Origin of the sequence: Pseudoalteromonas sp. CO342X (assembly GCF_004208915.1) — a bacterium.
GTDB classification, from domain to species: domain Bacteria; phylum Pseudomonadota; class Gammaproteobacteria; order Enterobacterales; family Alteromonadaceae; genus Pseudoalteromonas; species Pseudoalteromonas maricaloris.
In genome coordinates this window covers 42,945-60,133 of sequence record NZ_SGPH01000039.1, presented here as the reverse complement: position 1 = coordinate 60,133, position 17,189 = coordinate 42,945, and the positions used below count along the sequence as shown (strand labels likewise).

The 17,189-nt window shown below is 43.8% G+C and carries 12 protein-coding genes; 3 read left to right on the top strand and 9 right to left on the bottom strand.

The features are described 5' to 3' along the window. Window positions 1–333: 333 nt before the first annotated feature. The 3 genes from EXT47_RS18430 to EXT47_RS18420 form a co-directional block, all read right to left on the bottom strand. Window positions 334–2,079, bottom strand: coding sequence for a methyl-accepting chemotaxis protein (locus EXT47_RS18430; RefSeq protein ID WP_039491770.1), 1,746 nt, complete (start codon window positions 2,077–2,079; stop codon window positions 334–336). 394 nt (window positions 2,080–2,473) lie between these two features. Beyond that, the gene (locus EXT47_RS18425) at window positions 2,474–3,850 is read right to left on the bottom strand and encodes a glycerophosphodiester phosphodiesterase family protein (RefSeq protein ID WP_130127263.1); all 1,377 of its coding nucleotides are present in this window, start codon (window positions 3,848–3,850) and stop codon (window positions 2,474–2,476) included. Window positions 3,851–4,296: 446 nt separating this feature from the next. After that, entirely contained in the window at window positions 4,297–6,213 is a 1,917-nt protein-coding gene (locus tag EXT47_RS18420; RefSeq protein ID WP_130127262.1) for a CHRD domain-containing protein, read from the bottom strand. A 318-nt stretch (window positions 6,214–6,531) separates the two neighbouring features. Here EXT47_RS18420 and EXT47_RS18415 point away from each other — a divergent pair, with 318 nt between their 5' ends. Beyond that, entirely contained in the window at window positions 6,532–8,379 is a 1,848-nt protein-coding gene (locus EXT47_RS18415; protein WP_130127261.1) for a choice-of-anchor I family protein, read from the top strand. A 444-nt stretch (window positions 8,380–8,823) separates the two neighbouring features. Here EXT47_RS18415 and EXT47_RS18410 read toward each other — a convergent pair whose 3' ends face one another. After that, complete coding sequence (locus EXT47_RS18410; protein ID WP_130127260.1) at window positions 8,824–10,122, bottom strand: PAS domain-containing methyl-accepting chemotaxis protein; 1,299 nt, start codon at window positions 10,120–10,122, stop codon at window positions 8,824–8,826. Between the two features lie 191 nt (window positions 10,123–10,313). Beyond that, window positions 10,314–12,221, bottom strand: a complete 1,908-nt coding sequence (locus tag EXT47_RS18405) for a M6 family metalloprotease domain-containing protein (protein ID WP_130127259.1) — start codon at window positions 12,219–12,221, stop codon at window positions 10,314–10,316. 508 nt (window positions 12,222–12,729) lie between these two features. Between EXT47_RS18405 and nudB the strand changes: the two genes are divergently transcribed. Together nudB and EXT47_RS18390 are read left to right on the top strand one after the other, a co-directional pair. After that, a complete protein-coding gene (gene nudB, locus EXT47_RS18395; RefSeq protein ID WP_039491786.1) occupies window positions 12,730–13,170 on the top strand; it encodes a dihydroneopterin triphosphate diphosphatase in 441 nt (146 codons plus the stop codon). Between the two features lie 7 nt (window positions 13,171–13,177). After that, entirely contained in the window at window positions 13,178–14,299 is a 1,122-nt protein-coding gene (locus tag EXT47_RS18390) for an alanine racemase (protein ID WP_130127258.1), read from the top strand. An 88-nt stretch (window positions 14,300–14,387) separates the two neighbouring features. Here EXT47_RS18390 and EXT47_RS18385 read toward each other — a convergent pair whose 3' ends face one another. From EXT47_RS18385 to EXT47_RS18370, 4 genes are all read right to left on the bottom strand, one after another. Continuing rightward, complete coding sequence (locus tag EXT47_RS18385) at window positions 14,388–15,134, bottom strand: hypothetical protein (protein WP_130127257.1); 747 nt, start codon at window positions 15,132–15,134, stop codon at window positions 14,388–14,390. A gap of 155 nt (window positions 15,135–15,289) precedes the next feature. After that, the gene (locus tag EXT47_RS18380) at window positions 15,290–16,036 is read right to left on the bottom strand and encodes a hypothetical protein (RefSeq protein WP_130127256.1); all 747 of its coding nucleotides are present in this window, start codon (window positions 16,034–16,036) and stop codon (window positions 15,290–15,292) included. Window positions 16,037–16,059: 23 nt separating this feature from the next. Next, a complete protein-coding gene (locus EXT47_RS18375; RefSeq protein WP_130127255.1) occupies window positions 16,060–16,254 on the bottom strand; it encodes a hypothetical protein in 195 nt (64 codons plus the stop codon). A gap of 228 nt (window positions 16,255–16,482) precedes the next feature. Beyond that, window positions 16,483–17,103, bottom strand: coding sequence for a hypothetical protein (locus tag EXT47_RS18370; protein ID WP_130127254.1), 621 nt, complete (start codon window positions 17,101–17,103; stop codon window positions 16,483–16,485). Between the last annotated feature and the right edge of the window lie 86 nt (window positions 17,104–17,189).

Sequence of the window (17,189 nt, the reverse complement as noted above, 5' to 3'; positions counted from 1 at the left end):
GAGTAAATCCGTTCCTACAACATACTTAAACCCTTGGTGGGAGCCGCTTTACGCGGCGATAATTAGAGACAAAATCGCGGAGTAAATCCGCATCTACAACATACTCTACCCCTTGGTAGGAGCCGCTTTACGCGGCGATAATTAGAGACAAAATCGCGGAGTAAATCCGCTCCTACCACATACTCAAACCCTTGGTCGGAGCCGCTTTATGCGGCGATCATTAAAGACAAGATCGCGGGGTGAACCCGCTCCTACCATTTAAACTCCTGGTGGGAGCCGCTTTATGCGGCGATCAGTAAAGAAGAGACCACCGCGTAAAGCGCTTGCTACAAGCTAAACAGTAAACTCTCTTGCATTGTCGTTGAGCCGATGACTGGTTTGCTCTAACTGCTCAACAATGGCCATAAACTCATTCATCCGCTTAATCGCTTCTTTAGAAATATCACTCAAACCATTGATATTAGTGTTAATGTCTTCGGTTACCGATAACTGCTCCTGTGAGGCGGTGGCGACACCTTGAGTCAAGTCTTTGATTTTGCTCACCGCTTCAAAGATACTATCGAGCACTTCGGAAGATACCATCACCTGCTCTTCCGTCGTTTGCACTTGGTGCTGGCTTTGCTGAATGGCGGTATTCGCACTCCCCGCTTTGGTTTGCAGCTGGTTGATGATATCGCGAATTTCTTCGGTGGATTTTTGGGTTCTTTGTGCAAGGGTTCTTACTTCATCTGCAACAACAGCAAAACCGCGGCCTTGCTCTCCCGCCCTTGCCGCTTCGATGGCTGCATTTAATGCAAGCAGGTTAGTTTGTTCTGCAATAGCTTGGATAACGCTCACTACATTTGACACTTGGTCACTTTGCTCAGTCAACTCAGAGATAATATTCGCAGTTTCGTCAAAGCGCACTGACAAATCACTAAATTGCTGACTGGTTTGCGACATCACTTCCATCCCCCGCTGTGCTTCAAGTTCAACCTGATTGGCATAATCTGCGGTACTCACTGTACTGGACGTGACCTCATTGAGTGTTGCGGTCATTTCTTCCGCAGCCGTGGCGATGGTTTCAAGACGGGCGTTTTGTTCTTCGCTTATCTCTTTATTACTGCGAATAAAATGCGCCACTTCTTTGGAAGATTGTGACATCGCGCCACCTGCTGAGCCGATATTCGTGACTGTATTTTTAAAGCTATTGAGCATACGGTTTACGATATTGGCCACCGCTTTAATCTCTGTCGCGCCGCTTTCGTCTACCGTTTTTCTAAGATCGTTTGAACTACCTATCTCTTCAAAAGTTCTACCAAGTAACTCAATTGGTTTCACAATACGACGACGAACCAAGTATACGCCGAATAAGCTGAAACATACGGTTATCACTAACATCATCATAGCCCACAAAACATAAGACTCTACAGCACTGTGGGCCTGTACAACATTTTGTTTGGTGCGGTTTTCAAGTTCAGTAAAAAACGATTCAACTGGCTTCATGATGTTGGCTTTATAGCGATGATAATCATCACTGTGAGTAAGCTTAACCGCTTTGTTCAAATCGGGCTCGCCTTGAATGGTGTACTTACCAGCACTATCTTTAAACTTACCTTTTACGGCGTTCATGGCTTCGACTTCTAATGCAACAAGGCCATCGGAATTGGCTTGTGCCTCACTTAAGTAGTTGAGCTCCTTTTGGCTAAAGCCCGCCGCTTTCATGGCATCGAGTAATACTTCTCGCTGACCGTCTGGTTTTGGTTTCTCACCATAGTTAAGCACCAGATCCCAATAAATTTTATGGTAGCCTTCAGGCCTTGGCTTGTCGCCATTACGAATTGCTAATACATCCATATACATCTTTTCGTATTTATCGTTGCCAGTTACCGCATAGGTTCTGCCTAAGCGCGTTAAATCGTCGGAGCTTTGTCTTAATTCGTCGGCCAGTTGATAGGCTTTATAGCGGTTGTCAGCCATTTGTTCAAAATCAAGCAAGGCGTTGTACATGTTAACAACCAATAAGGTAACGATGACGACAAAAACAATAATGCCACCGAAGATAGTGGTCATGAGGATACGGATAGAGTTTAACTTCATGATTCTAGCCTTTATTGAAGCGTTCACAATAAAGACTAGTGCAGGGGTTGAAATTCTTCTAGCATAGAATTAGGAACAAACGGAGTTGACATAATAACTGTGAGAACCAAATCAAAAGATCGCGGGGTGAACCCGCTCCTACCATATACTCAAACCTTTGGTAGGCGCCGCTTTGTACGGCGAGCATTAAAGACAAGATCGCGGGGTAAACCCGCTCCTGCCACATATTCAAATCCTTGGTGGGAGCCGCTTTACGCGGCGATTATTAGAGACAAAATCGCGGAGTAAATCCGTTCCTACGACATATTCAAACCCTTGGTAGGAGCCGCTTTAAGCGGCGATCATTAAAGACAAGATCGCGGAGTAAATCCGCCCCAACCACAATAAACGCAGCTTAAATACTGGCAGGCATGCCCATGCAGCTTGCATAGTAAGTGGTCGTTGCTGGCCAATCAGAGAATACGCCGATTACGCCAACCTCTTTGGCCAATACATCTAGCACTTTAAAGGTATCGCCATCATTATCTATCATCGCCGCACCTGACAGACTGCCGTTGATGCTTTGATAGTACCAACCACCGCCGCTGGCTAGGTGACCAGAGCGCTCTAGTGTCCAAGTGATGATCTCAAGCCCTGCTGCTTTTGCAGCTTTGGCATAAGGTGAGGGTACGATTTCCCCTCCTTCTTCGGTTAGTAACATCCAAAGAGGTGGTGCGATAATGTTAACACCATCCGCTGCAAGCTCTTCCATCGTTGGTGACAGTAGCTCTGGGTTATGCACGATTTGCTCTGCTGATACCATAGTTTCATTGTCTACCGCTTGCGCTTCGTATCTGTCGTCCAAATACACTGCCTGTGCGCCAAACTCTGGATTTTCTTTTATCCAATAGACGACATCGTCACGATTAAATGACTGCGCCCAGACATTTTTTGGATCTACATTTGCAGCTTTATATTCGTCGATCATTTTTTGTGCGTAGGCTTCTTGTGTAAAACCGTCAAAAGGCATAGCGACTGACGGAGTCTTCAGCTCTGGCGTCATTTTCACGCCTAAACTTTTAAATAACTCAATACTCTGGGCATGGGTCATTAAAGTGCCACGGCTCGAATATAAATCGGTGCGCCAATTTGCCGTGCCATCCATATACTCCTCTACGGTTGTGGCCATTGAGTTTGCGGCATCCATTTTACCTTTCAATGTCTTAAACTCAGCCAAAGTAATGTCGCTGGTACAACACATAGCTTGGGCTGCAATTCCATTTTCAGGATCGCCTGGTACAAATGGTGTTGCACATTTTTGGCCTAAATCCGTTGCTAAAATATTTGTTGTAGTGTGTAAATCACATTGTGAGTGGCGACAAACCAGCTCTTTGTCTTTGGTAAAGGCAACGTCACACTCTAAAATCCCAGCACCCATTTTAGCCGCCGCAATATAAGATTCTTTGGTGTGTTCAGGAAACTGCATTGGCGCACCACGGTGTCCAATTGAAAAGTCTGTTTTATAAAAAGGCCCGTTAGCACACTGCTCAAGTTTGGTTTTGAGTGCACTGTCTTCCATATCTTGAATCAAGAAATCAGGACGTGTGCCCACTTGCATGGCACTTGCGCTACCTGCTGGCACTTCCACAATTACCGGAACTTCAACGACTTTTATTTCAGTCTCCGTTGTGATCACCGGCTTTTCAACCTGTACAACCTCCACAGAATCATCATCACATGCACTCAGTAATAATGCAGCTACGATCGCAGAACAAACGCTTATCTTATTCATTGTATTACCATTATTATTTTAAAGAAGGCTTACGCTAGAGGCTTTGCATTACGATTACGGGAACAAATCATGATTTTTTTGTTACATCTTTTTAACTAAATATAACTCCCCTGACTGGATAATGGTTGTGTAATTTGAATATAAAGAAAAAGAGCCTGCACTTAACAGACTCTTAGATGCGAGATAATTATCTAAGCGATTAATTAACCTGAGCTGCGGATAATTAATGCCTTTCTAGCAGCCAGTTTTAGCGCTAACTGCGTTGAATTCACTTCCAATAGCCAGCTATTGGTGCGTAAATTCGCCTTGCCTACAGGATGTAGGTACCTTAGCGAGAGCAGGACGCGGAAGCGGTGTTTTCCCTAAAACTCTCTGGCTAGAGAAGGAAAAAACTAAGTTGTTCTTTAGAAACAATGAGTTGGAACATTCCTTATCCAAACCTCAGGTTAATTAACTATTTGGCCTCTTAACTCACCACTTGGATTTGCTGGTGTATGCACATTCACGTAGTGACCACCGCCTGCCAGAATCGCAAATATTTCCGCTGTCAATGCTGCATTGGCCGGAGCCATCCAGCGATTGGCATCACTACTATCTTGCATTAATGCCAATAACACAGGGCCGTTTTCATCAGCAATACCGGTATGTATGTGGGCAGCCGTTGCATCAGCAACACCTGAGGTGAGGACTTGTAATTCAAGGTCAAAGCCGTTTCGATTTACCAAAACATATCCACTACCTGTGGCTGTGGTTGTAACGGCTGGGACTTCTTGCTCGCCACTCAATGGAAACGCTACCAAAGTGTAGTTGTCAGTGAGGATCTGACCACGGAGTTCACCACTCGCATTTGCTGGTGTATGCACATTAACATAGTGACCACCTGATGCGAGTACCGCAAAAATCTCAGCATTGATCATAGTGTTGTCTGGGGTCATCCATACATTCGTATCATCGGTGCTTTGCTCAAGGCCAACTAAAACATCACCATTCATGCCGATCTGACCGGTATGAATATGTGCCGCCGTTGCGTCCTCAACACCCATTGTCACTAAACGAAGTTCAACTTCATAATCGTTCATGTTAACCAATGCGTAGCCATCCCCTGACGCCATTGTCGATACCGCAGGAACCTCTTGCTGACCTGAAAGCGCAAATGTAGCAAGTGCATAATTGCTGGTAAGAATTTGGCCACGTAGCTCACCACTGGGGTTGCTAGGAGTATGGACATTAACATAGTGACCACCTGATGCGAGTACCGCAAAAATCTCAGCATTGATCATAGTGTTGTCTGGCGTCATCCATACATTCATATCATCGGTGCTTTGCTCAAGGCCAACTAAAACATCACCATTCATGCCGATCCGGCCAGTATGAATATGTGCCGCCGTTGAATCCTCAACACCGCTAGTGACAACTCTGAGCTCTACTTCATAGTTATCAGTGTTAACAAGGGCATAGCCATCACCGGATGCCATTGTTAACACTGCTGGCACTTCCTGTTTGCCGGATAAGTCAAATGTCGCAACTGCGTAATTGTCCGTCAGGATTTGGCCGCGGATCTCACCATTTGCTAGCTCTGGCGTATGAACATTAACGTAGTGTCCACCCGAGAGCAAAACGTTCAACATCGCTTCGTCGATCATCGTGTCATCTGGCGTTACCCAGTCTGTCATCACTTCGTCGTCTTGCTCTAACACCACAAGCACATCGCCGTTCATACCAATGCGGCCAGTGTGAATATGTGCTGCTGTGGCATCATCAACGTCCATAGTGACCGCGCGAAGGTAAAGCTCGCCATCGATGCTGTCGTATGACGCATAACCATACCCCATGGCACTACTTTCATTCATTGGCACCTGTTGTGAGCCATCTAATTTGAACGTGATCACGCTTACCGTGTCAGGCACAATCTGAGCGCGTAACTCGCCGTTTGGAAAGGCTTCGGTGTGTAGATTGATATACCAATCACCATCCAACATATCCTCAATTAGATCCTCAGACAGATCTGTGATTGGAATACTCACCTTATTATCATCTGAAGCTTCAAAGGCGAATGCCACATCGCCATTCGCCCCCAAATCACCATCGTGAATATGTGCAGCACTAAAACCTTCGACGTCGCTGTAGTCGAGTGTTGCTCTGAATTGCATCAGATTTTCATCAAGCTCCACTGTTGCGGAAGCGGTTTGCATTGACGTATTCATCGGCACTTCTTGCTTTCCTGATAACATCAATTCAAAGGTCTTAGTCGCTGAAAACTCTTGGGCTGGCGGCGGTGGCGGAGGTGTAACAGTATCGTTATCGTCGTTATCGCTACATGCCATAAGAAGCATGAGGCTGGCACTTACTATAAACTTTTTCATTATACTCATCCTGTAGACTCGGTTAAAAAGAATGACTTTTGTCACCCATAGCTAACCCTTACGAACAGGTTTGAATAAAAGTTCATCAAATTTGCAAAATTATTGTATATTTTTTGTCTGTACCTAATTGCGCCAACTGCAATACCAACTTTTGCCTGTTCATCCATTGATACCGATGATACTAACGCTTGAATGGCATTACATTCAGCTCAGTGATATCAATGAATTTCTCACAATAATTGTGAAACCTCATTGCCATATAAGAGTCATATTTTTGTGATTAAGTAGCTGCTTTAACGATAATAATCAGGGTATTTTATGTTTAAGCACTCACTTATCGCGCTCTCTTTGCTTGCTCTTCTCACAGGTTGTTCGCTTGATGGTGACGATGGCGCCACAGGCTCGCAAGGGCAACAAGGCGTTGCCGGACAAGATGGTAACGATGGTCAAAATGGTACAAATGGCTCCGACGGCCAAGATGGAGCAAACGGACAAGACGGAACCAATGGCACTAACGCCAATAGCGTGCTTGAAATAAGTCTTGTAGGACGCGCAGTGCTTAATGCAGAAAGCCCTGAAGGCGCCGCTGAAATTGTCGCTTACCAAGCATCCAAAAAATGGATATATGCCATTAATAGTTCAGGCAGTACCGCTGTGGTTGAAGTTATTCCAGCAACCAGCTTTGATACGGCCGCTCTGGTCAAAAATAATGAAGGTGTTATTACCGCTACAAATTTAACATCAGCCATGACAATCAACTTAAACGACAATACCCCCGGCGATGCAAACAGTATTGCAGTTGACGAAAACAACCAACTATTGGCAGTTGCAATGGCTGCCAAGACTACGGGTGACACAGGACAAATCGCTTTTTATGATATCTCAGGTGCAACTCCGGCCTTTGTTAAAAATGTAACGGCGGGTGCACTACCTGATATGGTTACCTTTACTCATGATGGCAGCAAAGTCGTGGTCGCAAATGAAGGGGAACCCGCAGGTGACTACAGCGTTGATCCTGAAGGTAGCATCAGCATTATCAACATTACAAACGGCGTAGTTGCAAATACAGCAACACAATTAAACTTTAGCGCATATAACACCAAGCAAGCTGAGCTAGAAGCACAAGGCATTGTCTTCGCCAATCCAACTGGTCGCACTATCAATGGCAAACTTATTAATACGACAGTTGCGATGGATTTAGAACCGGAATATGTCACCATCTCTAAAGACAACCGCTTCGCCTATGTTTCAATTCAAGAAAACAACGCACTCGCTATTGTAGATCTCAGTGACAATAGCCTTAATTTAGTCGGTTTGGGATTCAAAGACTGGTCTAATTACACCATAGATGCCTCGGATAAAGATAAAAAGATCAATTTTAAAAAGTATCCCGGTCTTTACGGCATGTATCAGCCAGACACTATCTCCAGCTACACGTGGAAAGGCGCTAACTTTATTGTCTCTGCCAATGAAGGTGATGGTAGAGAATACTTTTTTGATGCTGCCGATGAAGCCGACTGTACCGCGAAAGGTGGCCTAGATTACGATAAAGACGATGGCTGTTTAGCGTACATTGATGAGAGCCGTGCCGAAGATCTTACCTTAGCAAGCAACTTTGCTTATCTTAATAATGACGATGACGACATTGGTCGCCTTAAAGTCACAACGGTGAAAGGCGATGAAAATAATGACGGCCAATATGAAGCGCTGTACACCTATGGTGCACGTTCATTCACCATTTGGGATAGCAACGGCCTTGTGGTGTTCGACTCAGGCGATCAAATCGAGCGGATCACAGCCTCCGTGCATGGCGCACAATTTAACAATGATGAAGACACCAATGAAGGCGATACGCGCTCCGATGCAAAAGGCCCAGAGCCGGAAGCCCTAGCGCTAGGTCAAATTGGTGAACGCACTTTTGCATTCGTTGGCTTAGAGCGTATGGGTAGTATCATGGTTTACGATATCACCAACCCTTACGATGTTAAGTTTGAAGATTATTTTTACAACCGCGGATTAGTTGAAGATGCCGAAATCAGTGGCGACTTAGCCCCAGAGGGCATGGCATTTATTCCTGCCGACAAAAGTGCAACTGGCGAAGCCTTATTGGTGATCGGTAATGAAATTTCCGGCTCAGTTGCAGTATGGCAAATCGCTGAAAAATAAAGCATTCACATTATGTTGCAGTGGGAGGCGCTCTATGCGCCGATCTTGATGAAAAGATCGCGGGGTGAACCCGCTCCTACACCATATTCAAGCCTTTGGTGGGAGCCACTTTACTCGGCGATTATTGGGAAAAGCTGGCTGGGTGAACCCGCTCTCACAACATATTCAAGCCTTTGGTGGGAGCCACTTTATGTGGCGATTATTGGGGAAAAGCTCGCGGGGTGAACCCGCTTCTACACCATATTCAGGCTTTTGGCGGGAGCCGCTTTACGCGGCGATTACAAGCGTAAAGATCGCGGGGTGAACCGGCCCCTACACCATATTCAAGCCTTTGGTGGGAGGCGCTTTACGCGGCGATTGCAAGCGTAAAGATCGCGGGGTAAACCCGCTCCTACACCATATTCAAGCTTTTGGTGGGAGCCGCTTTATGCGGCGATCTTTAGGTTATTCTGACAATCCTTTGACCGTATTTGTGAGGTTTTCTGCGCCTTGCTTTATTTCATTCATCACTTTATTCACTTCATCGATTTGTGCAAGACCAAGCTCTGTGCTTTCAGACACCGTATTCATCAGTGCGGTGGCTTCTTTAGTTAACACTTCATTCTGATTTACCACATCATTGATTTCGTTGGTCGACTGCGAAGTACGTGCTGCCAAGCTTCTTACTTCATCGGCTACCACCGCAAACCCTCTTCCCTGCTCGCCCGCTCTGGCAGCTTCTATCGCTGCATTTAACGCAAGCAAGTTAGTTTGCTCTGCAATCGCACTGATGGTAGACACAATTGCCGAAATCCCTTTTGACTGTTCATTAAGCTGTGCTATTGCGGCCATTGCACTTTGTACTTGATTAGAAATAAGTCCAGAGGTACTGACAGACTCTTGCAGCAGCAAACTCGCACGGGCCGCGATTTGCTCGGTTTGCTCTGATGTCACCTGCGCAACCTCAGCAGCTTTTGCGACTCGATGCGCTTTTTGCACCCGCGCCGTGATATTTGTTGCAAACTTTATCACTTTAATGACTTTGCCATGTTCATCAAAAATAGGGTTATACGTTGCTTCTATCCAAATATCTTCGCCATGCTTACCTAAGCGATGAAAGCGACCACTTTTATGCTGGCCTTTTGCTAGCTCTTGCCAAAAATGTGGCTGCTCTTTGTAAAAGCTGTCGTCACAGAACATTCGATGGTGCTGACCTTTAATCTCACTGAGCTTATAGCCCACAGTTGCCGTGAAATTTGGATTTGCATCTAAAATAACGCCCTCGGGTGTAAACTCTATGGTTGCCATGGACTTATTGAGTGCGTTAGCTATCGCTTCTTGTGCTTTGATAGTGAGCTTTTCTGCTGTGATGTCATTCGCAATTTTAACAATACGGGTGACTTTGCCATTTTCTTCAACCGGAAAATAGGTAGCGTCAAGCCAAACCACGTCACCTTTTTTGGTAAAGCGCTCAAAATTACCAAACTGAGCTTGGCCACGTTGAAGGCTTGCCCAGAAACTACGATACTCTGAAGAGTTTACATAGTCCTTGTGGCAAAAAATACGATGGTGCTGTCCTATCACTTCAGCCTCTGTGTAACCCACGACAGCGAGAAAATGTTGATTGACTGCAGCTATTTGACCATCGGGTGTAAATTCAATTTTTGCGACCGCTTCATCAATCGCAGAAAGTAATGCCCGAGCACGGTTGAGTTCAGCGGTCAAATTTTCAACTTCTTGATTTGGCTTTCGAAAAAAGTTCATAAGCTATTCCGTAACAAACAATATGCATGACTGCATTATTATCATAGTTTTGGTAATAAAGTATGAATTATAGATAAGAAAGTGGAGTTTGGCGTTCTAACATACGCACCAAAACAAGCCGCGCGCTGATCACACAAGCAACGCGACTTGGCATTATATCAATTGTATTGACTAACCAGTGCTTAGGATAGCTACTTCTGTACCGTTAGACGGTAGTCACCCGCACCGCTGTATGAGTAAACCAAAATGCGGTAATAACCTGAATTTGCCGTATAGTTAATTGACTCTTGTGAGGTTGGCGTCTCCGAAATGGCAACTTGTTGCCATGCTCCACCTTGCCAAGCTTCGAGTTTCAAATCGAAGTCTGCGTTCGCTGGCCCCTCTAAAGTAAGTGCTATTGTGCCACCGCTGTACTGAAACCAACTGCCGTCAGGTTGTATGGCTTGTTGCTTGTCTGCTAAGTATCCAGTGTAAACATCTCCCGTTGGTGGTGGGGTTGTACTACCGCTTACGGTAAATTGGATCTCTGTAGCGGGATCAGAAATATTGCTGATGGACAAGCCAGAGTCGCTTCCATTCCACCATAGGGCATTCGTCCCTTTGCTACTCAACGCATTCGGCAGTGTGGCGCTAAACTCTCCTGCCACATCAAATAAATCGCCATTATCCCCACGGTTGCGACCATTTTCAGGATCTCGTTTGGCATCACCATGCTCCATTTGGATATACGGATACCATTCATTCGAGTTATTGCCCGCGGGATCAACGTGCCAAATAGCCAAGCCAGAATCGAGTTGCTCTGAGTTTTGTCCCGATTGATGAATAGCCTCAATGTAAAAGGCTTCATTTGTGTTACTTGGGTTGGTCCATTTATATGAGCTATTAGCGCCCGAAGTATGACTGAGCCTTCCCGTTGGGGCATTAGCATTTATGGCTGGATTAAGTTCAGTTACCGTATCCCAACCAGCTATGGCTCTAAAGTGTGCGACAGGTGGCGTCGGCTTAAAACGGTTGGAAGCACCAATCGCGCCAAACCCCATAACGCCAAAACTTGCGACTGAGCCCTCAGAGCTGCCGTCATAATCATAAAGATCGGGCCAATTTGTGATTAAGTGACCTGACTCATGTACAAAGGTGCCAATTGCAAGGCTATTTCCCATATCCGTGATTTGATAGCGATCGGTACACACGCTATCAGCACAAAAACGTGGACTGAGTCTTGCCATGTGTGGCCACAGACCTTTAGACCATGCACTATCAGAGTTGCCAGCATAAAAAATATTTAATCCACGGATCTGCCCACTACTATTTGTAGTCAGCGAGCTAAAATCAAATCCCTGTTGAAATTCAAGCCAATTTAGCGCTTCTTTTATAAGTTCTTGCGAGCGTACCGTTGAGCTTAATGCACTATCCGCATAATACGCTTTGTTTTTCTTTGCGGTGTAATAAGCCGTTACCGTATTGGTATAATCGAGCTTGCCACCAGAGACCGACGAAAAATACCCTCTTACTGACTGCGCGTTACCAAATTCATTGTAATTTTGGTCATTTAAAAAACGCTCAACTTGCGCTTTTGTGATAGTGCCGCGCTCATCAGGGAAATCAATGATGATGGTTAACCCTTTTACTTGACCGCTGATCTCGGCATTCAACGCCGTTTCATTGTTATTGCGTTCAAACTGATGCGTATGTACCAAGTCGGCAGATGTTTGGTTTTGACCCAACATTACCTGCTGCGCCGCTTTTACCTTTTTTGCAATAGCAGTTGAGGATAGTCCTTGCTGCATAGCATTTAATGATTGACGTTGTATGCCTTGCTTGTTGCGTTTGGTCACAAGCTTACCTGTAGATATAAGCTGCTCACCATCGACTGATACCTGTGCGTAAGCCATGCCTTTAAGTGAGGCATCATACACCACAAGCTCGCCGTCAAGTGTGCGCTGCTGAGCAAAGTATGTATTACCATTAAGAATAAGAGTGATCACCTCACCACTTGGTTGGGTAAATTGGTACTGTTCGTTTTTATAAGGGATCGCCGCGTTTACTGCGACACTGGTTGCCAATAATGACGTTGCGATAATTGCTGATGTTAATTTCATTTTTCCTTTCCTAGGTTACATGTTGTACAACTCATTAACATACAGAATGGATACAAAATTGCAACAACTCTCAAACCATTAAAGGTACAAGATTTATCAACCAGATAAATAACAAATAGTTACATCGATTGTAATTCCATCATTTTAGAAGCTTTATATTTCAAAGTGAGCAAAAAAAATCCGTTTAAACTATTTTTTTCAATTTTTAGTTTACAAGTACTAAACATTACATTAGCATTGGTCTCGTTCCTTTGGGGCTGCACCTTTTTACCTGCGTATCTAGGCGTGCCTAAAGTCACAATTGAACTCCCGAGAAGTAGAGCTTGCCGACTGGGATGTTGGCATTATTGGGATTTCCTTGGCACAGCTTGTTGCTATTGGAGTTTTTATGCAGGCCAGATGGCCTGCTTTTTTTTGTCCAAAATTCGCCATCTAAGCTTTATACCAATTGCCGAGTGCAACTCAACTGGTTAAACTCAAAGCACATGTTCCTGATTTGATGTAAACCATGTCGGCGCTACGTAAACCCGTTTCGGTATTGGTCGTAATATACAACGAGCATAATGAGTTTTTGCTATTACAAAGAGCAGACGATAAACACTTTTGGCAATCAGTCACTGGGGGAGTAGATCCCGGTGAAACTCCAATCACTACCGCGTATCGAGAGTTAAAAGAAGAGACCGGTATTGACGCCGCGGCGCTTGGGATCACCATCCACTCGCATAATAAAACGAATCAATACACTATAAGACCGCAGTGGCGCCATCGTTATGAGCCGGGTGTTACCATAAACACTGAGCATGTTTTTAGTATCCAAGTACCGTCAGGGATCAGTGTGGTACTTGCTGAAGATGAACATACAGACTTTATTTGGCTTAACAAAACACACGCTTGTGAACGCGTCTGGTCCCCAAGCAATCGACAGGAAATAGAACTTATAGGAGTATGATTGAGCTATGTTTACGACATTAGGATCCTTACAAACACCATGTTTAGTTGTTGATAAAATTGCTTTTTTACATAACCTTTCGCGTATGGAAAAGCATCTTGATGCTTTTAATGTGGCCCTTCGCCCACATTTGAAAACGGTAAAATCCATTGCAGCCGCAAGCTATATTTTGGCCGACAAACAAGCGGGATGTACGGTTTCCACTCTAAAAGAAGCAGAAACATTTGCAGCGGAAGGTTACACTAATATCACTTATGCGGTGGGGATCACAGAAGATAAGCTACAACGCGTTCTAGCCCTAATCAACCAAGGTGTCAACCTAACCATACTGCTTGACAGTATGGAACAAGCCATGCTTGTCTCGCAATTTTGCTCGGAAAATGAGTGCACGATTCCTTGCTTGATAGAAATAGACTGTGACGGACATCGCGCAGGACTTAGCCCTAAAAACAAAGAAATCGTGACCATCGCAACCATACTGGAAAGCAGTGGTTTATATCGGGGTTTACTAACGCATGCCGGTGGCTCATACGCGTGTAGCACGGCCGAGCAGCTAATACAGTTTGCTGAGAAAGAGCGCTCAGCAGTTGTGGCTGCCGCGTCCATGCTGGAAGAGGCAGGGATCACCACAACAGTGCTGAGTATTGGCTCTACTCCAACAGCACTGTCAACGCAAAACCTCGATGGGATCACTGAAGTGCGAGCTGGGGTCTATACATTCTTCGACCTTGTTATGGCTGGTATCGGCATATGTGACATCGAGGATATTGCACTAAGCGTGCTAACGCGTGTCACTGGTATCAAACGTAGTGAAAATAAGCTCTTTATAGATGCAGGCTGGATGGCGCTTTCAAGAGACAGAGGTACCGCGAGTCAAGCGTTTGATTGCGGCTATGGCCTCGTCTGTGACCAAGCGGGTAATTTGCTGCCTGGGCTCAAAGTAACCTCAGCAAATCAAGAACATGGCGTTATTGAATGTGAACCCGGCTTCACCTTACCAGACGTGAAACATGGTGACCTACTACGTATTTTACCAAATCATGCATGTGCAACAGCTGCTCAGCACTCGGGCTATCATGTGTTAAGTTATGATGATATCGAGTTTTGGCCAAGATTTGGGGGGTGGTGATACACCCTTGCTTACAACGCTCTTTTGGTACACTGCTCTCTTGAGACCTCAAAGAGTAGAATAAACAAGTCATATTATACACTTTGGCCTATAATCCTTTATACTCGTATACTCTCGGTTTTTTAATTTGCTCTTGGCAGGTTACTGAATTCCAACAATCGGTTTCTGGATAGCGATAATATAACTCTTTAAATATCGGGTTATATTTCTCTCTCACCGCTTTTTGTATTTCTTTTGGAAGCACTGGTAAATAGTCGGTTTTTATGGAATAAATATGCTGTGATACCAAAGTTCCTAAACTGTATCTAGCCTCTTCAAAAAACGAACTCTGACGGTAATATTCTGAGCTATCCGGTGCGAGCTGCTCCATCGCCAAGCTCGCGCGCTCAGCCTCTTTTTCTATTCGAGCCAAAACCGCCTCCAGCGGAGCCACTTCAACTGTAAAGGGAATTGGGTCATCAGCTTTGCTTGGGGCAAAACCTGCACTCGAATAATTAATATGGTACATAGGATGGTACACTTCGAAGTGGATTAATGCATAAGCGTTAGGATATTTGAGATCTAAGTGCTCCCTTGGAAATAAAATCGGTTGGTTTGCATCGCCAATTCTTTCATAAAGATAGCCCATTCTATGTCCACTTCCCCCATGACCTCCATACTCAACATGCGCAGATTTAATTAAAAATGGCGCTTCAGGCTGTTTACCATCTTTGGTTGCTATTGTTACAACTATCGGGCCTCTGAAACCAAAGGACTTATCAAATGCACTACAGCCAGTGAGTGTTAGGACTATAATACACAGAAAACTGTGACCAAACGTTAAATACTTTTTCATAAAGTAAACCATAAAATAATATACTAGGTAGCTGTAATCACTGGATTATCTGAACTACCAGAAATTCGATAACCAAGAATACTAGCCAGTTGAGAGACTTCTTCGATTACCCCCCACAATCAATATAAATATTTAAATCAACAACACCCACCTTTTTATAGTCCATTATATTCGTGTTCTCTTGGTTTTTTTAATTGTTCTTGGCAATACATCAAAAGCCCACATTCGGTTTCTGGATAGCGATAATATAGCTCTTTAAATATCGGGTTATATTTTTCTCTCACCGCTTTTTGTATTTCTTTTGGAAGCACTGGTAAATAGTCGGTTTTTATGAAATCAATATGCCGTGATACCAAAGTTCCTAAACTGTGCCTAGCCTTTTCAAATAACGAACTCTGGCGATAATATTCTGGGCTATCCGGTGCGAGCTGCTCCATCGCCAAGCTCGCGCGCTCAGCCTCTTTTTCTATTCGAGCCAAAACCGCCTCCAGCGGAACCACTTCAACTGTAAAGGGTATTGGGTCATCAGCTTTGCTTGGGGCAAAATATGCACTTGAATATTTAGTATTGTACATAGGATGGCGCACTTTGAAGTGGATTAGCGCATAAGCATTAGGATATTTGAGATCTAAGTGCTCCCTTGGAAATAAAATAGGTTGGTTTGCATCGCCAATTCTTTCATAAAGATAGTCCCTTTTCAGTCCACTTCCCCCATGACCCCCAACCTCAACATGCGAAGATTTAATTAAAAATGGCGCTTCAGGCTGTTTACCATCTTTGGTTGCTATTGTTACAACTATCGGGCCTCTAAAACCAAAGGACTTATCAAATACACTACAACCAGTGAGCGTTAGGACTAAAATACACAGAAAACTGTGACCAAACGTTAAATACTTCTTCATAAAGTAAATCATAAAATAATATACTAGATAGCCGTAATTACAGGATTATCTGAACTGCCAGAAATTCGATAACCAAGAATACTAGCCAGTTGAGAGACTTCTTCAATCACAAAGGTTCCATTTTCCACATCAGACAAAACACCTAATTTTGAAAGCAGGTTCGTTTTGTTATTCTCCAATATATACTTTATGGCTTCATCTCTTTCATACTGCCCCATTTTAACATTAAAGTTTAATTCAATTAGTTTATCTTTATCTGATGATAAGTCGCGTTTTAATTTTATATAACGTTCGGCAATAGCGAGATACTCATCCCCTAATCCAACATTTGAATAATTTGATTTGATGTAATCAAAGTCAGCTATTTCAGCTAGCCCTAATAACGTTAATAACTTACTATCGAAGCCAAAGTCGTCCCCAATTGACTGATTTAGCGCTTTTGATAGTTAAGCAATTGCATCAGGATCATTTTGAGCGAATAGTTTGCCAAATGCCCAGCTCGCGGGACCTCTAAAAATAGGATGAACGCTTTCATCTGCCATTAAACTAATTCTTGATTTAACACTAGCTTTAGGATGAAGCGTAAAATACATGAGTGTTTCTCGAAGCCGTATACCACCAGCTTCGTCACTGTTAATATAATCAGAGTGAAATTGAGAAGATATTGCTGTTGGCCCGGCAAGGAGAATATTTATCATGATACTTTTTTGTACTAATGATAAACTACTCGTACCTTCTGATAAATCAATCATTTCTTGCTGTAGTACGGAGTACAATTTTGCTTGATTAACATGATTTGCTAGAGCATTTTTACAGCTAAATATAGCCTCTTTAAGCAGCTCAGCGTCATTTTGTAGTGGGTTAAGGGAGTTAAAATAAACCTCAAATTTATTTAATTTAACAACAATTCCAGGTACTTTATTCAAGCCAAGATCTGAAAGATGTGGCAACTCTCGAATTTCATCTTCTACCTTTTTAATTTCAATCAAGCTAAGTGCATTAACAGAAAAGCTAAACAAGGAGAACAAAAAACAAAAAGACACTGTCTTTATAATTCTATCAAACACAGTAGCAAAATCCTCCAAACCCATATAGGGTACAGCATAATATACAACAAATAAAACTTGTCAACACAATGTTATCAACCGAGTTA